Source organism: Corallococcus terminator (assembly GCF_003611635.1).
In the GTDB taxonomy this organism is placed as follows: domain Bacteria; phylum Myxococcota; class Myxococcia; order Myxococcales; family Myxococcaceae; genus Corallococcus; species Corallococcus terminator.
The window spans coordinates 1-20,768 of the sequence record NZ_RAVZ01000170.1; the positions used below are offsets into that span (position 1 = coordinate 1).

A 20,768-nucleotide genomic window follows, 5' to 3' on the forward strand; every position below is an offset into this window, starting at 1 on the left:
CCCGAGGACTCCGACCCGAACAAGCCGCGCGTGCCAGTGGTCGTCTTCGGCGGCGCCGCGCAGGGCGTCCGGCCGTCGATGGCGCTCACGCCCACGCCGGACTTCTCCGAGGAGGACCTGGCGGTGCTGGACGACATCGAGCGCATCTCGCGCGGTGAGGAGGCCAGCCTGGACACGGAGAAGGTGAAGCCCGCGCGCATGGTCGCGAGCCTCATCCGCCTGCTCATCCGCAAGGGCCTCATCCAGGAGTCGGAGTTCCTGGAGGAGCTGGCCCAGAAGTGACCGGGGCCGCGCCGTCGTCGGACCCTTCGGCCCCGCTGCTGGACGTGCGCGGGCTCACCACCCAGTTGTCGCTGGAGCGAGGGCCGGTGCGCGCGGTGGACGGCGTGTCCTTCACCGTTCCTCCCGGCGGCACGCTGGGGGTGGTGGGGGAGAGTGGCTGCGGCAAGAGCCTCACCGCGCTGTCGGTGATGCGGCTCATCCCCACACCACCCGGCAAGGTGGTGGCCGGGGAGGTGCTCTTCCGGGGGCAGGACCTCTTGCGCCTGCCGGAGCCGGAGATGCGGCGCGTGCGCGGGCGGCACGTGGCCATGGTCTTCCAGGAGCCGATGACGTCGCTCAACCCCGTCTTCACCGTGGGCGAACAGATTGGCGAAGGCGTCCGGCTGCACCTGAAGGCATCCCGGGCGCAGGCGCGCGAGCGCGCGGTGGAGATGCTCCGGCAGGTGGGCATCCCGGCCCCCGGCGAGCGCGTGGACGCGTACCCGCACCAGCTCTCCGGCGGCATGCGCCAGCGCGTGATGATCGCCATGGCGCTCGCGTGCGACCCGGCGCTGCTCATCGCGGACGAGCCCACCACGGCGCTGGACGTCACCATCCAGGCGCAGATCCTGGACCTGCTCAAGCGCCTGCAGACCGAGCGTCACATGGCGGTGATGCTCATCACCCACGACCTGGGCGTGGTGGCGGGAAGCTGTGACGCGGTGGTGGTGATGTACGCGGGCCGCATCGTGGAGCAGGCCCCGGTGCGAGAGCTCTTCGCCCGGCCCGCGCACCCGTACACGGCGGGCCTGTTGCGCTCCATCCCGTCCCTGCACGACGCGGGCGCGGCGGTGGAGGGGGAGAAGCGCCGGCTGAAGGCGATTCCCGGCATGGTGCCGTCCCTGGGCGCGCTGCCGTCCGGGTGCGCGTTCCGAGACCGCTGCGACCGCGCCTCCGAACTGTGTGCCCGCGTCACGCCCGCGCTGGAGCCCAAGCGCGGAGGCCAGTGGGCCGCCTGCCACCACCCGGTGCCCGCGCCATGAGCGAACCGCTGGTCCAGGTGCGTGACCTGAAGGTGCACTTCCCGGTGCGCGGCGGCTTCTTCGGACGCGCGAAGGGTGCGGTGCGCGCGGTGGACGGCGTGTCCTTCGACGTCGCGCGCGGTGAGACGCTGGGCCTCGTGGGGGAGAGTGGCTGCGGCAAGAGCACGCTGGGCCGCGCGGTGCTGCGCCTCCTGGAGCCCACGGCCGGCTCCATCCGCGTGGACGGACGCGAGCTCACCGGCCTGTCGCAGCGCCAGTTGCGGCCCCTGCGCCGGCGCATGCAGCTCGTCTTCCAGGATCCGTACGCCTCGCTCAACCCGCGCATGACGGTGGGGGACATCCTCGCGGAGCCCTTCGCCATCCACGGCCTCGCGAAGGGCAAGGCGCGCGAGGAGGAGGTGCTGGCGCTCCTGGACGCCATGGGCCTGCCTCGCGAGGCCCGGCACCGCTACCCGCACGAGTTCTCCGGCGGGCAGCGTCAACGCATCGGGATTGCACGTGCCATCGCGTTGCGTCCGGATCTGGTGGTAGCGGACGAGCCCATCAGCGCGCTGGACGTCTCCATCCAGGCGCAGATCGTCAACCTGCTGGTGGACCTGCAGCGCGAGCGCGGGCTCACCTACGTCTTCATCGCGCACGACCTGAAGATCGTGGAGTACGTGTCCACGCGCGTGGCGGTGATGTACCTGGGCCGCATCGTGGAGGTGGCGCCGTCGCGTGTGCTCTACGCCGGGCCACGGCATCCGTACACGCAAGCGCTGCTGTCCGCGGTGCCGGTGCCGGATCCGGAGCGTCCCCGCACGCGCCTGCTGCTGCCGGGCGAGCCGCCCTCGCCGCTGTCTCCACCGTCCGGGTGCTCATTCCACCCTCGCTGCCCCTACGTGATGGAGCGCTGCCGGCGTGAGTCGCCGCCGCTCTACCCGCTGGGGGACGGCCACGCCGCCGCGTGCTTCCTGGCCGAAGGGGACGCGCAGCGCGCCGGGCCCGTTCCCCCTGTTTCCGCGTCCGACGGAGGTCCCGGTGTTCTGGCTCAGCCATCATCACGCGGATGAGTACAACCGCACGTACGTGCTGGGCGGGGTGCGCGTCTGCGCGCGCTGCCTGGGCACGTACCCGGTGCTCGCCGCCGTCTTCGTGGGGCTGTTCTCGCTGAAGGCGCCGCTCGCGTGGACGTGGGACGTGCCGGTGGGCGTGGCGCTCACGCTGCCGGCGCTGGTGGACTGGGCGGTGGGGCGCTTCCGTCCGGCCTCCGGCAACAACGCGGTGCGCACGCTGACCGGGGTGTTGCTGGGGCTGGGACTTGCCCGCTCGCTGTACATCCACGTGCAGCGCCCCCTGCCGACGGTGCTGCTGGCACAGGCACTCCTGGTGACAGGGGTGGCGGTCCCTGTCATTCTCGCCACTTACCGGCGTCCACGGCCGGAATAGACCTTTCCCGCGTACCTGTCCGTTACAGGCAATGGGCGGGAAGGGGATGGCACCCGTGGCTTCATGGGCACAGGGGGAGTGTTGGCACCCGAAACCTCAGACGAGCGGCTGATGCTCGCCTTCCAGGCGGGAGACGCGCGCGCGTTCGAAGCGCTGATGCGAAAGCACCGCGCGCCGGTGTTCAACTTCATCCTGCGCTTCGTCGGGCAGCGGGCGCGAGCGGAGGACGTGCTGCAGGAGACGTGGCTCAAGGTGGTTCGCAGCGCACGGGAATACACGCCGAAGGCCCGGTTCACGACCTGGCTGTACACCATCGCGAGGAACCTCTGCGTGGACAGCACGCGCAAAGAGAGCTACCGCCAGACGACATCCCTGGAGGCCCCCGTCGGTGGCACGGACGGGGACGAGGGACGTCCGCTGGGCGAGGGGCTGCCGGACTCCGGTGCCAGTCCGGAGCGCGGGGCGCACAACGCGCGCCTGCGGCCCCTGCTGGAGCGGGCCCTCGCGGGCCTGCCGGAAGAGCAGCGCGAGGTGTTCGTGTTGCGCGAGTACAGCGGCATCCCGTTCAAGGAGATCGCCGAGGTGACGGGCGTGTCCGAGAACACGGTGAAGAGTCGGATGCGCTACGCGTTGGAGGGACTGCGCCGTCGTCTGGGAGAACTGGGCGTGGATGGTGACCTGTCGGAGGATGGAAGGACGGTGGCGGGATGAGTGCCCAGAATGCCCATGCGCACGAGGACCGGCTCCTCGACTTCGCCTACGGCGAGCTGCCTGCGTCGGAGGCCCAGTCGCTGGAGCAGCACGTCCAGGGCTGCGCGCGCTGCTCCAAGGCCCTGTCGGACATCCGCGGCGTGCGCTCCACGATGGCGCACCTGTCGGTCGAACCGCCGCCGGATGCCGGCCTCGAATCGCTCCTGGCGTACGCGCAGCAGTCCGCGCGCCGCGCCGCCGCGGGACCCGAACCGAAGCCCTCGCGCTGGCGCCGCTGGCTGCTGCCCGTGGTGGGCCTGGCCTCGGTGAGCACCTTCGGTCTGCTGACGCTGGAGGTCAGCAAGGACGTCAACCTCCAGCCAACGCTGACCCAGAAGGCTGAACCGGCAGCAGCGAAGGCGGACCAGGCCCTGGCCTATGACGACGCCCCGGCCCGTCCGGCGGCACCTCCTCCGGCCATGCAGGCCGCGCCGGCCCCCGCGCCCATGGAGGGCGCGCTGCTGGACCGTGCGCAGCGGAAGCAGGCGGAAGCCTCCGTGGGCGCCAAGGGCGGGGGCGAAGGTCGGCCCTCGGACTGGATGAACGCGGGCAGCGGTGGCGCGCTGCTGGAGCGGCGTCGCGGGGCGGAGGCGAAGAAGCAGATGTCCGGCTTCGGCATGTCGAAGTCGGAAGCGAAGAGGGACGCGCTTTCGGCCCCGTCGGCGGTGATGGACGACGAGGCGAAGGACTCCGCGCTCGCGCAGGGCACGCTCGGTGGGAGCCGCTCGGGCCTCGGTGTCAGCACTGGCATCGGCAATGGGGGCGGTGGCAGCGACAAGCTCCGCAAGGAAGAGGAAGGCTCGCTGCGGCTGGGCGGCGCGTCCTATGGACGGGGCCTCGCCACGGACGAAGACGCGCTCGCGGAAGAGGTCGCGCTACCGCCGCCCGCGGATTCCGTGGTCGCTGGCGCTCCCATGGCGCCTTCCACGCCGCCGATGCCCACGGGCTCCACCCAGCGCAATCAGCAGGCTCCTGGCAAGGCGATGGCCGCCGCCGAGCAGATGCCCGCCCCCGTGCAGATGCCTGCCCCCGAGCCGCTGCCCGCCACTGTTTCCAAGCCGAAGTCCGCGCCCGCGGAGAAGGCGGCCCGCGCCGATGCGCTGACGACCTCCCGCGATCTCTCGCGTCAGGCGCAGGAAGCCGCGAGCCAGGGCGACCGCGCCCGGGAGTCCCAGTTGCTGCGCGCCGCGCTCGCGGCAGGGGCCACCGGAAGTGAGCGCCTGTCGCTGCTCTCCCGCCTGTGCGAAGCGGAGTACGCCCGGGGCCGGAGGACCGAAGGCGCGGAGGTCTGCGCGCGCATCCTCTCCGAGGCACCCGATTCCGAAGCGGCCCGGCGGGCCGGGCTCTGGCTGGGGCAGGGCGGGGCGGCGACCGTCCCCGTCAAGAAGGCTCCGGCCCAGGCCGCCCCGGTCCCGTCCAAGCAGTAGCAGCTCCGGGGGACGGCGATGTCCGTCCCCCAGGTGACGCTCCAGTCCAGATGACCGATGCAGCGGGCCTCCGGAGCCTGGATACTGGGCGGATGACGCCGGTCGTGGATCATCCCCCTGTGAGCACCCCCCGGAAGACAGCGTCGCGCTCCCTGCGCCGGGCCAGTCGGGGCCAGTCGATGGTCGAGTACTCGGTGCTCAACTGGGTGCTGCTCGTGGCGCTCGTCGTCGGTGCCACCGTGAAGATCCAGTGGTCCGATGACCGGCAGAGCAACGTCATCGACCTGTTCCTCGAGGCGTACGAGATCTATTACGACTCGTTCTACTTCGTGCTGAACCTGCCGTTCCCCTGACGCAGGGCGCCACGCGGATCATTCAGCGGACGCGCGGCCCAACCCAACAGGCAGGGAGGGGCTGGGCCCCCCGGGTGTCCTGGGATTCCGTTCTATCGTGAGAGGTGGTTTTGACACCTGCTCTGGCGCATGGCTAACATCCCACCCGTTCGCGCCCTGGCACCGCCCCCTCGTCAAAGCTGTCTTGCCGCCACGACGGCGCCCCACCGTTCTGGAGGACCTTGAACCATGTTGAAGGGTAAGACCCCGCTCGTCGTCGCGCTGGTGCTCGGTTTGCTCGCGGGCATCGTGGCCTATTCGGCCATCAAGAAGAAGGAATCGGATGTGCGTCGCGGGTGGAATCTGGTGCCCGTGGTGGTCGCGGGCACGGACATGCCCGAAGGGACGGTCATCACGTACGAGATGATCTCCCAGCGCTCCGTGCCCGAGCAGTTCGTCACCTCGTCGGTGGTGAAGCCGGACTCGGCCAACTACATCGTGAACCAGAAGGTGTTGGTGGCGCTGCAGGCCGGCGACCCCATCCTCTGGAGCCAGTTCGAGACGACGAAGGCCGCCGAGCGCCTGTCGACGAAGGTGCAGAAGAAGGCGCGCGCCATCACCATCGAGGCGAAGCACACGACGTCGGTGGGCGGCTGGATCCGTCCCAACGACCACGTGGACATCATCGGCACGTTCCGCGATCCGCAGACGGACGAGAGCGTCGCCGTGACGCTGCTGCAGAACATCATCGTGGTCGCCACGGGCAAGATCACCGGCACCACGAACATCAACCTCATCCCGGAGAGCCAGCGCGAGTACGCCAACGTGTCGCTGATGGTGCTGCCGGAAGAGGCGGAGATCCTGGTGCTGGCCGCGGAGCTGGGCAACCTGACCCTGTCCTTGCGCAACGAGGACGACGTGGACCTCATCGAGGAGCGCGGTCGCGCCACCATCAGCACGCTGCTGTCCGGCGAGCGCACCCGGGTGCTGGAGCAGAAGCGCCGGGAGATCATCCAGATCATCAAGGGCGGCACCGGCGAGAAGGCCTCGGCCGGCTCTCCGTAGTGGCCCGCGGGGGCTGCTTCATCTGAAGCGGCCCCGCCGGCTTCTCCCTCTTCCTCACGGGGATTCGCGCCCATGCTCGCAGGTATCGTCCTCCTTCTCGTCACCGGCTCGGTGTTCTTCTTCAGCCTGGTGATCTTCAGCGTCCTGTCGAAGGCGTATGAGCAGTACCAGGAGCGCTACGTCGCCAAGTCGATGAACGACTTGAGCGACATGTTCCTCTTCATCGACGCACGGCAGATGTTGATCCTCAACATCGCGATGATGTGCCTCCTGGGCATCCTCAGCTACATCATCTTCAACCCCATCCTGGCGTTGATCGCGACCATCTTCGGCTTCTTCCTGCCGATGCTGCTGGTGAAGCACTACCGCAAGCGCCGGATCAAGAAGTTCAACGTGCAGTTGGTGGACGCGCTGCAGGCCATGGCCAACGCTTTCAAGGCGGGCCTCACGTTCCCCCAGGCCATCGAGCACGTGGCGCGCGAAGCGATGCCGCCGCTGTCCCAGGAGTTCGGCCTGTTCGTGAAGGAAGTGAAGCTGGGCGTCCCCCTGGAAGAGGCCCTGATCAACATGGGCCGCCGCGTGGGCAGTGACGACCTGGAGCTGGTGGTGGTGTCCACCAACATCGCGCGCCAGTTGGGCGGCAACATGGCGGAGATGTTCGAGACCATCTCCACGGTGATCCGCGAGCGCTTCCGCCTGGAGGGCAAGATCGACGCCCTCACGTCCCAGGGCAAGCTGCAGGGGTGGATCGTCGCGGCCATGCCGGCCGTCCTCGGCATGGTGCTCAACTACATGCGCCCGGACCTGATGGAGCCGATGTTGGATCACTTCTTCGGCTACATCCTGGTGACCATCATCGCCATCATGGAGATCATGGGCATCCTCATCATTCGGAAAATCGTCAACATCGACATCTGAAACGAGGCGCACCGTGCACGACATCCTGACAGCCATGCTGATGGGCGGCTTCGCGCTGCTGACCACGGGTGCTGTGGCCTTCCTGGGCGTGGGCCTCTACACCAACGTCCTGGAGCACTTCCTCACGGAGGTCCGCGACGAATCCGCGGGCGGCGTGAAGGGCGTGGGCTCCGTCGCCATCCGCAAGCTGGGGGCGATGAACCGCCGCTTCATGTGGCCGGGCTATGAGTCCAAGACGCGCCGCAAGCTCATCAAGGCGGGCGAGCCGTCGCAGTACAAGCCCGAGGACATCATGGCGCTGCAGGAAGTCAGCGCCTTCCTGGCCCTCCTGGCCGGCCTCTTCGTCGTCAACGGCATCGGGATGAACCTTGCCTGGTCGCTGCTGGTGATGCTGTTGGGCCTGTTCTATCCGCTCATCTGGTTGAACGATCAGGTGAAGCGCCGTCACCTGGCCATCAGCCGCGCGCTTCCGTACAACATCGACCTGCTGACGCTGTCGGTGGAAGCGGGCATGGACTTCACGGGCGCGCTGGCGAAGGTGGTGGAGAAGGGCCGTCAGGGGCCGCTGCGCGAGGAGCTCCAGTTGGTGCTCAAGCAGCTCAAGATGGGCAAGACGCGTGAAGAGGGCTTGAAGAGCATGATCGCGCGCGTGGACCTGCCGCCCCTGACGACGTTCGTCACGGCGCTGATCCAGGCGGACAAGATGGGCACCAGCCTGGGCAAGGTGCTGCGCATCCAGTCCACGCAGATGCGCATCGACCGGACGCAGCGCGCGGAGAAGCTGGCGGGTGAAGCGCCGGTGAAGATGCTCTTCCCGCTCATCGCCTGCATCTTCCCGACGGTGTTCATGGTGCTCTTCGGGCCCATCGTGTTCCAGTTCATGTACGGCAACGTCGGGGGCTAGTCCTCTGCCGATCCTGCTCACCATCACCCAGGGGCTCCAGGTTGGTAGGGAGCTCGCCTTCGAGCAGGCCGAGGTGAAGATCGGCCGGACCTCGGAGAACGACCTGGTGCTGCATGACCACGGGGTCTCCCGGCGTCATGCGCGCATCACGGCGAAGGACGGGCAGTACTTCGCCGAGGACGTGGGCAGCGCCAACGGCACGCAGCTCAACGGCCAGCCGCTCGGCGGGCAGAAGCAGTTGCGCGACGGAGATCGCATCACCGTCGGGCCGGTGGAGTTCACCTTCGTCTGGATGCCGCAGGACGATGAGGCGGACGTCACCCGGCCCATCCGCAGGGTGCTCGCGCCGGCGCACGCGCAGGTGTCGCCGCCGCAGGGCCTGGAGCAGGCCTCGCTCGCGGAGATCGAAGCCGCGCCCACGAGCTACCAGCAGTCGCTGCCGGTGATGGCGAGGCCGTCCTTCCTGCCGACCCCGGTGCGTTCCGGGGCCGCGGCGAAGAGCCTGGCGACACCCGCGGCGCCGCTGGCACCCCCTCCCACGAAGAAGCCGGAGGCCGTGGTGCCTCCGCCGAAACGGCCCTCTGCTCCCGACCTTCCGGCGGTGGGCGCGCCCGCGCAGGGCCGCGCTTCGGGGCCGCGCCTTCCCGCGCTGGGAGCGCCCACGCTGAACAGGGCCGCCCGTCCGGCAGGGGAGGCCTCCTCGCAGGGCCGTGCATCCGGTCCGGGCCTTCCTGCTGGTGGAGCGTCCACGCCGAACCGGGCCGCGCCCGCCGGGGAGGGGACTCCCGCGCAGGGCCGTGCATCCGGTCCGGGCCTTGCCGCTGTCGGAGCGCCCACGTCGAACCGAGCAGCGCCTGCCGTGCAGGGGGCGCCCGCGCAGGGCCGCGCTTCGGAGCCGGGTCTTCCCGTCGCGGGTGCTTCCGCGAAGGGCGGACCTTCTGCCCCTGGCCCGTCCGCCGCTTCAGGCAAATTCTCGGCACCGGGCCCCGTCTCGCCTGACGCCTCCTCCGCACCGAAGCGGGTCGCCCCTCCGGGCCCGCCCGTGCTCGATGCCGCCGCGCCGAAGAAGGCCCCGCCGGGCCTGCCCTCGGTTGGCGCTCCCGCGCTGAACCGTCCCTCCCTGGGGCGTGGTGCCGCGCGAGGGGCCGAGGCGGCGAAGCCTCCGTCGCTCCAGGCGGATGCCCCCGCCGCGCCGCCTCCGCCGGGCCCGTCCGCTCCGCGCAGGGATGCTCCGTCTGTCGCTCCCGTCGCGAGTGGAAGGCCGACCGCGTCGCCTCCGGTGAACAGGGGCGCGGTGGCTTCGGTGCCTCTGCTGCCCCCTGTTCCGGCGCTGACGCCTCCCGTGGCGCCCGCGCCCGTGCGGGGTTCGCCGGCCCCAGCTTCGGGCCTTCCCGTGCTGTCGCCGTCCGGGGTCGTACCGCCTCCGGTGACCGCTCCCGTCGCTTCGTGGGACGCGCCTCCGGCGAGCCTGTTCCCGGTGGATCCGGACGAGCCCGAGGAGCGCACGCTGATGGCGATTCCCGTGGTGGAGTCGCCTGGGCCTGCCCTGGCTGCTCCTCCGGTGGCGCCCCCTGCGTTGTCCTTCGTGGATCCGGACGAGCCCGAAGAGCACACGCTGATGGCGATCTCCACGGTGGACTCGCCGGAGCCCCTGTTTTCGTCGCCCCCGGTGGCGGCCCCCGCGCTGGCCTTCGTGGATCCGGAGGAGCCCGAGGAGCACACGCTGATGGCGATCTCCGCGGTGGACTCGCCGGAACCCCAGACCCAAGCCGCCCCGTCATTCGCCCCCCCGGAGGCCGCGGCCCTTCCGTCGGTGGCGGAGGAGGAGCCCGAGGAGCACACGGTCCTCGACCTGCGGCCCATCGTCCCCGTCAGTCCGCTCGTGCCGCGCCCGGTGCTGCATGGGGCGCCTCCACCGAAGGCAGCCGCCCCCGTCTTCTCCGCGGAACCGCCGACGTACGTGGGGCAGGACCAGGACATCCCTGCCGCCCCACCGGACGACGCCTTGTCCGACGTGCAGACCTTCATCGGCAAGGACGGCCCTGGCGCGCCCCCTGTTCTGGCGCCTTCTCCGGCGCGAAGCGCTCCGGTCGCTCCGCCTCCGCCTTTTGATCCGGCCTTTGATCCGGTGACGTTCGTGGGCAAGGACCGGCCGGCCGCGGCGGCGCCCCCCGCATCGTTGGCCGCTTCACCGCCGGCCGCGGGGGCCGGCCTGCTGGCCCTGCTCTCTTCGGACGAGGGCGACGCCACCCAGCCGCTCCCGCCGTCTGATCCGGACGCCTCCTCCTCCCAGCCCGCGCGCTCCGTGACGGTCGTCGCCAAGGTCGAACCGTCGAGCGCCGCCGACAAGGCCCGGAGGCGGCGCCAGCTCGCCCGCTCGCTGGGCGGCCAGTTCGTCCTCTTCTGGAGCCGCCAGTCCCTGCTGCGCCGCGTCGGCTACGCATCCCTCGCGGGCGTCGTCGTGCTGGCGGCGCTGTTCGGCGTGGTGACCGCCGTGACGTCCCAGTCGCTCCGGCTGCCGGGCCGGGAGCCCTTCAAGCTGGGCCTGGAGCCGGTGCCGGACTCGTTCGGCTTCGGCCAGGGCGTGCGCTGGTCCCACGTGGACGACAAGGTCTTCGACTTCCGCTTCGTCTCGCCCACGCGCGCGGTGGCGGTGCTGCACTACCAGGCCAGCAGCATCTCCAAGGACGAGGTCAACCTGTCGCTCAACGGCGTGTCCCTGGGCTGGGTCCCGCCGGACACGGCCCAGACGCAGGAGCGCGAGCTGGAGCAGGTGATGCCCCCGGGCCTGCTGCGCCGCAACGAGAACAACCAACTGCTCTTCGACAACGCCCTCAACCCGCCCGGTCAGGAGAGCTGGCGCATCTGGAACCTCCGGCTGGAGATCATCCCGGTGCCGGAGTTGCCGCCGGCCCAACTGTTGGCGTCCGCTCGGGAAGCCGCGACGGCGGGTGCCCGGTTCTACGAGCTCAAGGACGTGGGCGGGGAGAACCTCTTCAGGGCCTGGCAGCAGTACCGCGCCGCGTGGATCACCCTGGAAGCGCTGGATGAGAAGCCGGAGCTCTACGAGGACGTCCGGGAGCGGATCGCCCGGATTTCAACGGAGCTGGACCACCGGTGCGGTCAGCTCATGCTGGAATTCCAGCAGGCCGTTCAGTACCGGAGTCGGCGTCAGGCGGTCGCGGCCCTGGCGGAAGTGCGGAGACGCTTCCCTAGCACCGAGCATCGCTGCCACAATCTCGCGCTGGAAAAAGCCTATGAGCATGAACTCTAGGGTTCGTGCCCCCCTCAGCAGGACGCGGTGAACACCATGTCGAACGGTCCTCCCCCAGCCCGCCGAAGGCCCACTTCGGGTACGCCCTCCTCCGGGACCGGACAACGCGCGCCGGTCCGTCGGTCGACCGCCGGTGTCTCCGCGGCCAGGCCCGCGAAGCTCGTGGTCATCGCGGGCCCCAGCGAGGGCGCGGAGTTCCCGCTCTCCGAACTGGAGTACACGGTCGGCCGCGCCTCCGACAATCCCATCTGCCTTCAGGACACGTCCGTCTCCCGCAAGCACATCACGCTGCGCAAGGAGTCCGCGGGCTGGTACGTCAGCGACATGAAGTCGGGCAACGGCACGCTCGTCAACGACGAGCCCGTCACCGACGAGACGCTGCTGGCCAACGGCGACGTCATCACGCTGGGCGACTCGGAGATGCGCTACGAGGACGTGGCCAACAGCACCGCCAAGGTGCAGGCGCCGCCGTCGGGCCCCAGGCCCCGTCCGTCCACGAGCGGCAGCCGTTCCTCCTCGGCGGTGCCCGTGCGTCCCGGCCCCGGTCGCGCGCGCCCGCAGACGTCGCGCGCCTCCGCAGCCGCGGAGCAGACGCCGGAGATGCAGCGCAAGAAGATGCGGATGAAGCTCGCGGGCGTGGGCGTGGTGGTGGTGCTCCTGGCCGGACTGGGCGTCGCGCGCACCCGCATGCAGAAGCAGCAGGAAGAGCAGGGCCGCATCGAGCAGGAGCAGCGCCAGTACCGCGAGCAACTGGGTGGCCTCTTCCAGGAGGCCAAGAACCTGGTGCGCGAGGGCCAGTGGCAGCAGGCCAAGGTCAAGCTGATGGAACTCCAGGAGCAGGCGCCCGAGTACCCCGGCGTGGCCGACTACCTGAAGGCCGCGGACAAGGAGATCCCCAACCAGGGACACCTGACGGCGGCCCAGACGGCGATGACCAAGGGGGAGCTTGCCTCCGCGCAGGCGTCGCTGGCCAAGGTGGGCAGCGACACGCAGCTCTACGAGCAGTTGAAGACGGCTCGCAGGGCGCTGACCGACGCGGCCGACACGCGCACCAAGGAGGCCAACACGCTGATGGCCACCCGTCAGTTGGAGTCGGTGCAGAAGGCCAAGGCCATCACCGACGACGTGCTGGCGACCTTCCCGGAGCACCGCGACGGCAAGCTCATCAACGAGGAGGCCGTGCGCATCATCGCGGACCTGACGCGTCCGGAGCCCGTGAAGGTGACGGCGGCGCCCAAGCCCTGGGAGCCCGCGGTGGATCGCTTCCGCGACGGTGACATGACCGGCGCGGTGGCCATCCTCAACACGTGCCTGGGCAAGACGCCCCAGTGCAAGCAGTACATGACGCAGATGACGGAGTTCGGGAACCTCTACAAGAAGCTGGAGGACCTGGACGCCAAGGGACTGACGCGGCTGTTGGCGCTCGACAAGGACATCACTGACGGCCGGGGCAGCAAGATGGCGCGCAACGCGGGCACCCGCGCGGCGACGACCTTCTACAAGAGCGCCGCCGCCGCGAAGGCCTCCGCGCAGTACACGCGCGCGATGGAGCTTGCCCGCCGCGCGCTCCAGGCGGACCCCAACCACACGGGCGCCGCCAACATCGTCAGCGACCTGCGGGCCAAGGCCAAGGACCTGTACATGCAGGCCTACTCCATCAAGGACTCCAGCCCGGACGAAGCGCTGCCCCAGTTCAAGGACGTCGTCTCCATGACGCCGCCGGACGACGAACTGCACGGCAAGGCCCAGGGCTGGGTCGAGAAGCTGTCGCGATGAAGAAGCGCAAGGGCGCGGAGCCGCCGCCCCCCGAGGAGGGGCAAGGCGACCTCTTCGGCACGTCGCTCTTGCCACCCCTGCGCCCGGCTTCTCCGGTGGCCAAGGCCGCCGGGAGCAAGCCTCCGCCGCCCGCGCTCCCGCCCCGGGCGGAAGCCGTCCCGCCGCCATCGGCCCCGGCACCCATCCCGGTGCCGCGCGTGGAGCGAACGGTGTTGTCGGTGGGCGAGCTGACGCGCCAGTTGAAGCAGACGGTGGAGTCGCGCTTCCCGCGCGTGCTGGTGCGCGGCGAGGTGTCCAGCTTCCGGGGCGCCAATGCGCGCGGCCACTGGTACTTCACGCTCAAGGACGCGGACGCCTCCATCGACGCCAAGGTGTGGGCCTCGATGGCATCGCGGATCCGCTTCGCGCTGCGCGACGGCATGGAGGTCCTGGCCGAGGGCAGCGTGGACCTGTACGAGCCGCAGGGCCGCTACAGCCTCATCGTCAGCCGGCTGGAGCCCGTGGGCGAGGGCGCGATGGCGCTCGCGTTCGAACAGCTCAAGCAGCGGCTGGCGGCCGAGGGGCTCATCGGCGACCGGCGCGTGCGGCCTCCCCGGCCCGTCCCCTTCCTGCCCCGGCGCATTGGCGTCGTCACCAGCCGCACGGGCGCGGCGCTCCAGGACTTTCTGCGAGTGCTGCACTCGCGCAACCCCCGGCTGGGCGTGCTGCTGGCGGACGCGCGCGTGCAGGGCGAGGGCGCTGAAGAGGACGTCGCGCGGGCCATCGAGCGGCTGGGGCGCACCGACGTGGACGTCATCGTCGTGACGCGCGGCGGAGGCTCCGTGGAGGACCTCTGGACCTTCAACGAGGAGCGGGTGGCGCGCGCCATCTTCGCCTCGCCGGTGCCGGTGGTGTCCGCCATCGGCCACGAGATCGACTTCACCATCGCGGACTTCGTCGCGGACCTGCGCTCGCCCACGCCCAGCGCGGCGGCGGAGCGGCTGTCTCCGGTGCTGGCGGACCTGGAGCTGACGCTGGCCACGCAGTCCGGACGGCTGCGCCGCGCCTTCGAGCGCCGCGTACTGGAGCTGCGTGAGCGTCAGGGCCAGCTCGCGGCCCGGCTCACCGACCCGCGCCGAGCGGTGAACCAGCAGCGCCTGCACCTGTCCGAACAGGTGGAGGCGATGATGCGCGTGCTGCGTCCCCAGGCGCGCGAACACCGCGAACGGCTGCGGGCCCTTCAGGAACGGTTGCAGCGGGCCCGGCCCCAGACGCGGCTGGGAGAGCAGCGCTCGCACCTGCTCAAGCTCGCCGGACGCCTGTCGGAAGCGGCGCGCGCGGGCGTGTCCCGGCGGCGGGGGGAGCTGGCGGACGCGCGGCTGGGGCTGGAGCGTCTGACGCCCACGGGCCGGGTGGCGGCGGAGCGCGCGCGGATGGCGAAGGCGCGCTCGCGGCTCCTGGAGCTCCAGCGGGGGGCGCTGTCCTCCGCGCAGACACATTTCGGACGCCTGGGGGGACGGCTGGACGCCCTGAGCCCGCTGAAGGTGATGTCGCGCGGCTACGCGGTGACGTTCCGCCAGCGGGACGGCGTGGTGGTGCGCTCCACCGGGGACGTGGTGGTGGGGGATGTGCTGGGCATCAAGCTGGCCGCCCATGGCGCCCAGACGCTGGGTGGGTGTGAAGAAATCGAAGCCACCGTCACAGGCCTGAAAGGGCCGGTGGACTGCTAGCGGGCCACCCTCTACATTCCGCGCCCCGCTCGGGGAGGTGGATGGACGTGGCGAAGTCGGAAAAGAACCCGAAGGTGGAGGCCGCCCCCGAGCAGTACGGGGACGTGGTGTCGCGTCTGGAGCAGACGGTGGCGCGGCTGGAGAGCGGCGAGCTGTCGCTGGAGGATTCGCTCAAGGCGTTCGAGGAAGGCATCCGGCTCGTCCGCCGGGGCGAGAAGCTGCTCACGGAGGCCGAACAGCGCATCGAGCAGTTGCTCGTGGACGAGGACGGCCAGGAAGTCGTCGCGCCGCTGGCGGTTGCGTCCCGTCCTGCTCCCCAGGCTGCTCCCCGGGCGAGCAGCACGGCCCGTCCGCCGCCGGAGGACGATGTCCCGTTCTAGGAATCAGGGGAAGGGCGGAGGCCGGGAATGTCGAAGCCGAAGATCACCATCGTGGATGATGACCGTGACACGCGAGAACTGCTCGCCGAGGCCCTGGGTTCAGAAGGGTTCGAGGTGACATCCGCGGCCAACGGCCTGCGGCTGGTCGCCTCACTGGAGCTGCACCGGCCGCACGCCATCCTCCTGGACGTGAACATGTCCTGGATCAACGGCTTCGAGCTGTGCCAGGCGGTGAAGCAGAACAAGCAGTTCCGGGACATCCCCATCATCTTCATCAGCGGGCGGGGAGACCCGGAGGACAAGCGGCGGGGCATGGAGGTCGGCGCCGCCGACTACTTCGTGAAGCCGCTGGAACTGGACACGCTCGTCCAGCGCATCCGCGAACTCATTCCCACCGACACGGTGCAGGAGCCCTGAAGCCGATGGCCGCCTTCGAACTGGAACCCTTCATGCGCTCGCACCAGGCGCGGGTGGAGGAACTGCTGCGCGCGCGAGCCGACCGGCTGGTTCCCGCCGGCACGCCGCCCCGGCTCGCGGAGGCCATGCGCTACTCGCTGCTCGCCGGCGGCAAGCGGCTGCGTCCCGTGATGTGCATCGCGTTCGCGGACGCGGTGGCGAAGGCGAGCACCCTCAACGAGGTGGCCGTGGATGCCGCGTGCGCGCTGGAGTACGTGCACACGTATTCGCTGGTGCATGACGATCTGCCCTGCCTGGACAACGACGACCTGCGCCGGGGCAAGCCGACGAACCACAAGGTCTACGGCGAGCCGCTGGCGCTGCTGGCCGGGGACGGGCTGCTCACGGAGGCCTTCACGGTGCTGGCCAGCGGGCCGGAGCCGGTGCGCGGCATGCTGTGCGCGGAGCTGGCGCGCGCGGCGGGCGCGGCGGGCATGGTGGGCGGTCAGGTGCTGGACATCGCGAAGGACCGGGAGGCGACGCTTGCGTACCTGCTGCGGCTGCACCGGATGAAGACGGGCGCGCTCATCCGCGCGGCGTGCCGCATGGGCGTGCTGGCCGGCGGTGGCGACCTGGCGGCGCTCGTGAGCGCGGAGACCTACGGCGACGCGGTGGGGCTGGCGTTCCAGATCGCCGACGACGTGCTGGACGTGACGTCGAGCGCGGAGCAGTTGGGCAAGCCCGCGGGCGCGGACGCGGAGGCCGGACGCTTCACGTTCCCGGCGGTGCTGGGGCTGGAGGCGTCGCGGCGCATGGCCCGGGAGCTGGTGGCGAAGGCGGAGGAGGCCGTGCGTCCGCTGGAAGGCGACGACGGCCCGCTGGCCGCCCTGGCGCGCTACTCGGTGGAGCGGACATCCTGATGGCGGACGTGCTGTCCGGTGTGTCCTCTCCCTCGGAGGTCCGAGCGCTCCCCGAGGACGCGCTGCCCGGTCTGTGCGAGTCGCTGCGCGAGGCCATCATCACGCTGTGTGGCCGCGTGGGAGGACACCTGGGTGCGTCGCTGGGCGCGGTGGAACTGGTGGTGGCCCTGCACCGCGTCTTCCACACGCCCCAGGACGCCATCCTCTTCGACGTGGGGCACCAGGCGTACGCGCACAAGCTGCTCACCGGCCGGCGCGACCGCATGCACACGCTGCGACAGGCGGGGGGCATCGCCCCGTTCCTGGATCCGCGCGAAAGCCCCCACGACGCCCTGGCGGCGGGCCATGCGTGCACGGCCATCTCCGCGGCGCTGGGCGTGCTCGCGGGCCGGCGGCAGTTGGAGCACCGGGGGCACGTGGTGGCGGTGGTGGGGGACGGGGCGCTCACGGGCGGCCTGAGCTTCGAGGGCCTCAACAACGCCGGAGGCAGCCACCTGCCGCTGGTGGTGGTGGTCAACGACAACCAGATGTCCATCAGCGCGAACGTGGGCGCCATCCCCGCGCTCTTGCGGACGCGCAACGCGCGCGCCTTCTTCGAATCGCTGGGCTTCACCTACCTGGGCCCGGTGGACGGGCACGACCTGGGGGCGCTCACGCAGGCGCTGCGCGAGGCGAAGGCTTCGTCGCGGCCGGTGGTGGTGCACGCGCTCACGAAGAAGGGGCGCGGCTTTCCTCCCGCGGAGGCCGACGAGCAGACGCGCGGCCACGCCATGGGGCCGTATGAGTGGCGCGCCGGCAAGCTCGTGCGCTCGCGCGGCGGCCTGCCCACGTTCAGCGAGGCGTTCGCCACGGTGCTGGGCGAAGCGCTGGAGCGGGATCCACGCGTGGTGGTCGTCACCCCCGCGATGCTGGAGGGCTCCGCGCTCACGGGCTTGAAGACGCGCTACCCGGACCGCGTGCACGACGTGGGCATCGCGGAACAGCACGCCGTCACCTTCTGCGCGGGGCTGGCCGCGGCGGGGGCTCGGCCGGTGTGCGTCGTCTACTCCACCTTCCTCCAGCGCGCGTACGACCAGGTGGTCCACGACGTGTGCCTGCCGGGCCTGCCCGTCGTCTTCGCTTTGGACCGTGCGGGGCTCGTGGGCGCGGACGGCGCCACGCACCAGGGCGCGTACGACGTGTCCTTCCTCCGGCCCCTGCCGGGCCTGACGCAGTGGGCCCCGGTGGTGGGCGAGGACCTGGGGCCGATGCTCACCACCGCGCTCCAGGCCGCGGGGCCGTCCGTACTGCGCTTTCCGCGCGGCACGTTGCCGGCGGTGCCCCCGGAGCTGCACGTGGGGGACGCACCCGTGGCGGGAGCCCGCTGGCTGAAGCGCGCGCAAGCGCCCCGGCTGACGCTGGTGACGCTGGGCCCGCTGGGGCTCGCGGCGCTGGAGGCCGTGCGGGACGAACCGGACTGGAGCGTGCTGGACGCGCGCCGGGCCTGGCCGTTGGATGAAGCGGCGCTGCTGGAGGCCGCGGCGTCCGGGCACGTGGTGGTGGCCGAGGAGGGCACCACCCGGGGTGGACTGGGCAGCGCGGTGCTGGAGCTGTACGCGGCTTCGGGTGTGCATCCCCGGGTGAAGCTCGTGGGCATGCCGGACGTGTTCCTGCCGCATGGGGACGCCCGGGTGCAGCGCGCGGAGCTGGGCCTGGACGCGGTGGGCCTCAGGCGCGCGGGCCGGGGGTTGCTCGGAGAGGAGGCCCCGTGAAGTTGAAGAAGGAGCGGTTGGACGTGCTGGTGATGGAGCGGGGCCTCGCCGAGTCGCGCACCAAGGCCCAGGCGCTCATCCTCGCCGGCCAGGTGGTGGTGGGCGACCAGCGCGTGGACAAGCCCGGCGCCCTGGTGCTGGTGGAGTCGGAGCTGCGCCTCAAGGGCGAGGTGCTGCCGTACGTGTCGCGCGGGGGCCTCAAGCTCAAGGGGGCCATGGACCGCTTCGGCCTGGACGTGACGGGCCGCGTGGGCGCGGACATCGGCGCCAGCACGGGCGGCTTCACCGACTGCCTGCTCCAGCACGGCGCGGTGCGGGTGCACGCCATCGACGTGGGCTATGGCCAGCTCCACGAGAAGCTGCGCAAGGACCCGCGGGTGCGCTCGCGCGAGCGGGTGAACGCGCGCTACCTCACGGAGGAGGACCTGCCGGAGAAGGTGGGCGTGGTCGTCATCGACGTGAGCTTCATCTCGCTCACCCAGGTGCTGCCGTCGGTGCTGACGTTCCTGTCGCCCGGGGGCCTGCTGGTGGCGCTGGTGAAGCCCCAGTTCGAGGTGGGGCCGGACCGGGTGGGCAAGGGCGGCGTGGTGAGGGACCCCGTCGCGCGGCAGGACGCCATCGACACCGTGACGGCGTTCGTGCGCGAGCAGGGCCTCACCGTGCGCGGGCTGATGGACTCGCCCGTGCCCGGGCCCGCCGGCAACGTGGAAGCGCTCCTCGTCGCCGACCGGCCCTGAGGCTTCACGCCGCTACGGGCGGACCTTGCGGTAGTCGGCCAGGGGCAGCGTCTGGACCAGGCTGTTGCCGGTCCGCATCCAGAGGCGGTTGTCGTTGTCCACCGAGCACGCCAGGCTGCTGGACACCTCGTAGCGGAACAGCTCCCCCTTCTCGCCGGAGTCCACCGCGACGATCTCCTGGGGCAGGCTGCCGGCGCCGGGGCCGTTGAGCAGGTAGAATTCGGGGCTGGTGGCCCGGCCCAACTGCACCTGGACGACCTGGAGCGTGCCAGAGGCATCCACCGACTTGCCGTCCTTGTTGACGATGGCGCCGGTGTCCGCGTTCAGGAACCACACGCGCTGCAGGCCGATGGCCGCCACGCGCGTCCCCGCCGCGTAGGGCAGGAGGAACTGGAGCGGGACGGGCAGGGTGGGACTGGTCCACTTGAGCGCGGCGCCCTCGCAGCCCGCCACGTCCACCCGGCACGCCTGGATGCGGGACTGGTTGTTGCCGAAGGGGAAGCCCAGGTAGAGGATCGTGCCATCCGGGCTGAACGACGCGCGCGGTGGCGATGAGAAGGTGCCCAGGTACTCCATGATGGCGCGCTCACTCACGATCTCCAGGGTGCCGGAGCCATTGGCATCCACCCGCGCGACGACGATCTGCAGCACGCCGGACGTGGAGACGTCCGACTGCTTCACGTAGGCCACGAGCACGTCGGAGCCCCGCTGGATGGGCGGCGCGATGAGCGGCCAGAGCGAGGGGAAGTTCCACTGAGGGGTGCCATTGGTGGCGGTGTGCGACAGCCGGGACACGTTGTGGTCTTTGTCGGTGATGAGCGCGTCGCCGCTGTCCATCACGGACAGGTTGGACAGGACGTAGGTCGCCCGGGTCCGACCACTGAGCGTGAAATCCCGCTTCACGGCCACCGCGCCCACGCCGGGCGTCCAGACCCACCGCTTGTCGGTGCCCGAGTGCACGTCCGTGTAGACCGTGGACGCGCTGCACGGCAGGTTCATCTCCACGCTCTTCTGCAGGGCGCCGGTGGCATCCACGCTGAACAGCGTTCCGATGCCCGTGGTGGGGTTGCCGCACCCGATGAAGTTCACGCCCGTGCCATTGCCTTCGGCGACGAAGAAGTCCGTCACCACCTGGCCGTTGGGGTCCGCGTCCTTCACCACCTTCGTCACCGGCAGGAACGTGGCGGCCTGGGGCTGCGACACGTTGGAGCGGCCGTCCGCACAGGTGACCTTCGCGTGGAGCGCCAGCTTCGCGGAGAGGCCCGACGTGTACTTGATTTCATTCGCGGCCAGCTCGAAGTCCATGGAGCCGCTGGTGTAGGCGACCGTCTTGAGGAACACCTCCCGGTCGTAGATCTCCGTCTGCGCCACCGAATCACACCCGGAGACGAGCAGCCGGATCTTCAGCAGGGTCGCCGCCGTGTTGGGCTCGGGGATGGACAGGGTCACCACCGGAGGGTCCGGCACGGGCGGTGGCTTCGGGTCACCGCCACAGGCGGACAGGGCGGAAATGGCGAGCGAGGCCAGGAAGGCGGCCCGCGACGCGGACAGGCGCGGTCTATCGAGGTGCATGGGGCCGCACTCTACCGTGCTATGGGGACGCAGGCGGCCCTGGAGCCCCGCATCCCGGCCCCGGAACCGCCTTCCGGAGCGATTCCTGATCGCAACGCCGTCCGAAGTGCTCCCACCCCCGCCCC

The 20,768-nt window shown here is 70.7% G+C and carries 18 protein-coding genes and 1 pseudogene; 18 read left to right on the top strand and 1 reads right to left on the bottom strand.

Annotation, left to right across the window (positions count from 1 at the left end; translation table 11 throughout):
* The 18 genes and pseudogenes from D7V88_RS23230 to D7V88_RS23315 all read left to right on the top strand — a co-directional run.
* Positions 1 to 282, top strand: a pseudogene (locus D7V88_RS23230) (GspE/PulE/PilB domain-containing protein); the annotation flags it as partial.
* Positions 279 to 1,304, top strand: coding sequence for an ABC transporter ATP-binding protein (locus D7V88_RS23235; RefSeq protein ID WP_120542841.1), 1,026 nt, complete (start codon positions 279 to 281; stop codon positions 1,302 to 1,304). The pseudogene D7V88_RS23230 and the gene D7V88_RS23235, both read left to right, overlap by 4 nt.
* Entirely contained in the window at positions 1,301 to 2,356 is a 1,056-nt protein-coding gene (locus tag D7V88_RS23240) for an ABC transporter ATP-binding protein (protein WP_208726425.1), read from the top strand. Before D7V88_RS23235 ends, D7V88_RS23240 begins: the two co-directional genes overlap by 4 nt.
* Positions 2,325 to 2,732 carry a DUF2085 domain-containing protein gene (locus D7V88_RS23245; RefSeq protein ID WP_120542843.1) on the top strand — a complete coding sequence of 136 codons (408 nt, stop codon included), beginning with the start codon at positions 2,325 to 2,327 and terminating at the stop codon, positions 2,730 to 2,732. The genes D7V88_RS23240 and D7V88_RS23245 overlap by 32 nt, the downstream gene beginning before the upstream one ends.
* A 63-nt stretch (positions 2,733 to 2,795) precedes the next feature.
* Entirely contained in the window at positions 2,796 to 3,443 is a 648-nt protein-coding gene (locus D7V88_RS23250; RefSeq protein WP_120542844.1) for an RNA polymerase sigma factor, read from the top strand.
* The gene (locus tag D7V88_RS23255; protein ID WP_120542845.1) at positions 3,440 to 4,909 is read left to right on the top strand and encodes an anti-sigma factor family protein; all 1,470 of its coding nucleotides are present in this window, start codon (positions 3,440 to 3,442) and stop codon (positions 4,907 to 4,909) included. Before D7V88_RS23250 ends, D7V88_RS23255 begins: the two co-directional genes overlap by 4 nt.
* A gap of 119 nt (positions 4,910 to 5,028) precedes the next feature.
* Positions 5,029 to 5,262, top strand: a complete 234-nt coding sequence (locus tag D7V88_RS23260; RefSeq protein WP_147448832.1) for a hypothetical protein — start codon at positions 5,029 to 5,031, stop codon at positions 5,260 to 5,262.
* Positions 5,263 to 5,490: 228 nt separating this feature from the next.
* A complete protein-coding gene (gene cpaB / locus D7V88_RS23265; protein WP_120542847.1) occupies positions 5,491 to 6,306 on the top strand; it encodes a Flp pilus assembly protein CpaB in 816 nt (271 codons plus the stop codon).
* A 72-nt stretch (positions 6,307 to 6,378) separates the two neighbouring features.
* Entirely contained in the window at positions 6,379 to 7,224 is an 846-nt protein-coding gene (locus D7V88_RS23270; protein ID WP_120542848.1) for a type II secretion system F family protein, read from the top strand.
* A gap of 13 nt (positions 7,225 to 7,237) precedes the next feature.
* Positions 7,238 to 8,128 carry a type II secretion system F family protein gene (locus D7V88_RS23275; protein WP_120542849.1) on the top strand — a complete coding sequence of 297 codons (891 nt, stop codon included), beginning with the start codon at positions 7,238 to 7,240 and terminating at the stop codon, positions 8,126 to 8,128.
* Between the two features lie 22 nt (positions 8,129 to 8,150).
* Complete coding sequence (locus D7V88_RS44605) at positions 8,151 to 11,402, top strand: FHA domain-containing protein (RefSeq protein WP_372241107.1); 3,252 nt, start codon at positions 8,151 to 8,153, stop codon at positions 11,400 to 11,402.
* Between the two features lie 162 nt (positions 11,403 to 11,564).
* Positions 11,565 to 13,178 carry an FHA domain-containing protein gene (locus tag D7V88_RS23285; protein ID WP_341870703.1) on the top strand — a complete coding sequence of 538 codons (1,614 nt, stop codon included), beginning with the start codon at positions 11,565 to 11,567 and terminating at the stop codon, positions 13,176 to 13,178.
* Entirely contained in the window at positions 13,175 to 14,887 is a 1,713-nt protein-coding gene (xseA, locus tag D7V88_RS23290; protein ID WP_120542851.1) for an exodeoxyribonuclease VII large subunit, read from the top strand. Before D7V88_RS23285 ends, xseA begins: the two co-directional genes overlap by 4 nt.
* A 41-nt stretch (positions 14,888 to 14,928) precedes the next feature.
* The gene (gene xseB / locus D7V88_RS23295; protein WP_120542852.1) at positions 14,929 to 15,267 is read left to right on the top strand and encodes an exodeoxyribonuclease VII small subunit; all 339 of its coding nucleotides are present in this window, start codon (positions 14,929 to 14,931) and stop codon (positions 15,265 to 15,267) included.
* A gap of 27 nt (positions 15,268 to 15,294) precedes the next feature.
* Positions 15,295 to 15,684 carry a response regulator gene (locus D7V88_RS23300; RefSeq protein WP_120542853.1) on the top strand — a complete coding sequence of 130 codons (390 nt, stop codon included), beginning with the start codon at positions 15,295 to 15,297 and terminating at the stop codon, positions 15,682 to 15,684.
* A gap of 5 nt (positions 15,685 to 15,689) precedes the next feature.
* Positions 15,690 to 16,583, top strand: a complete 894-nt coding sequence (locus tag D7V88_RS23305) for a polyprenyl synthetase family protein (protein WP_120542854.1) — start codon at positions 15,690 to 15,692, stop codon at positions 16,581 to 16,583.
* Positions 16,583 to 18,334, top strand: coding sequence for a 1-deoxy-D-xylulose-5-phosphate synthase (locus tag D7V88_RS23310; RefSeq protein ID WP_120542855.1), 1,752 nt, complete (start codon positions 16,583 to 16,585; stop codon positions 18,332 to 18,334). The genes D7V88_RS23305 and D7V88_RS23310 overlap by 1 nt, the downstream gene beginning before the upstream one ends.
* Positions 18,331 to 19,071, top strand: a complete 741-nt coding sequence (locus tag D7V88_RS23315) for a TlyA family RNA methyltransferase (protein WP_120542856.1) — start codon at positions 18,331 to 18,333, stop codon at positions 19,069 to 19,071. Before D7V88_RS23310 ends, D7V88_RS23315 begins: the two co-directional genes overlap by 4 nt.
* A gap of 12 nt (positions 19,072 to 19,083) precedes the next feature.
* On the opposite strand, the gene D7V88_RS23320 is transcribed toward D7V88_RS23315, so the two are convergent.
* Complete coding sequence (locus D7V88_RS23320) at positions 19,084 to 20,643, bottom strand: hypothetical protein (protein ID WP_120542857.1); 1,560 nt, start codon at positions 20,641 to 20,643, stop codon at positions 19,084 to 19,086.
* Between the last annotated feature and the right edge of the window lie 125 nt (positions 20,644 to 20,768).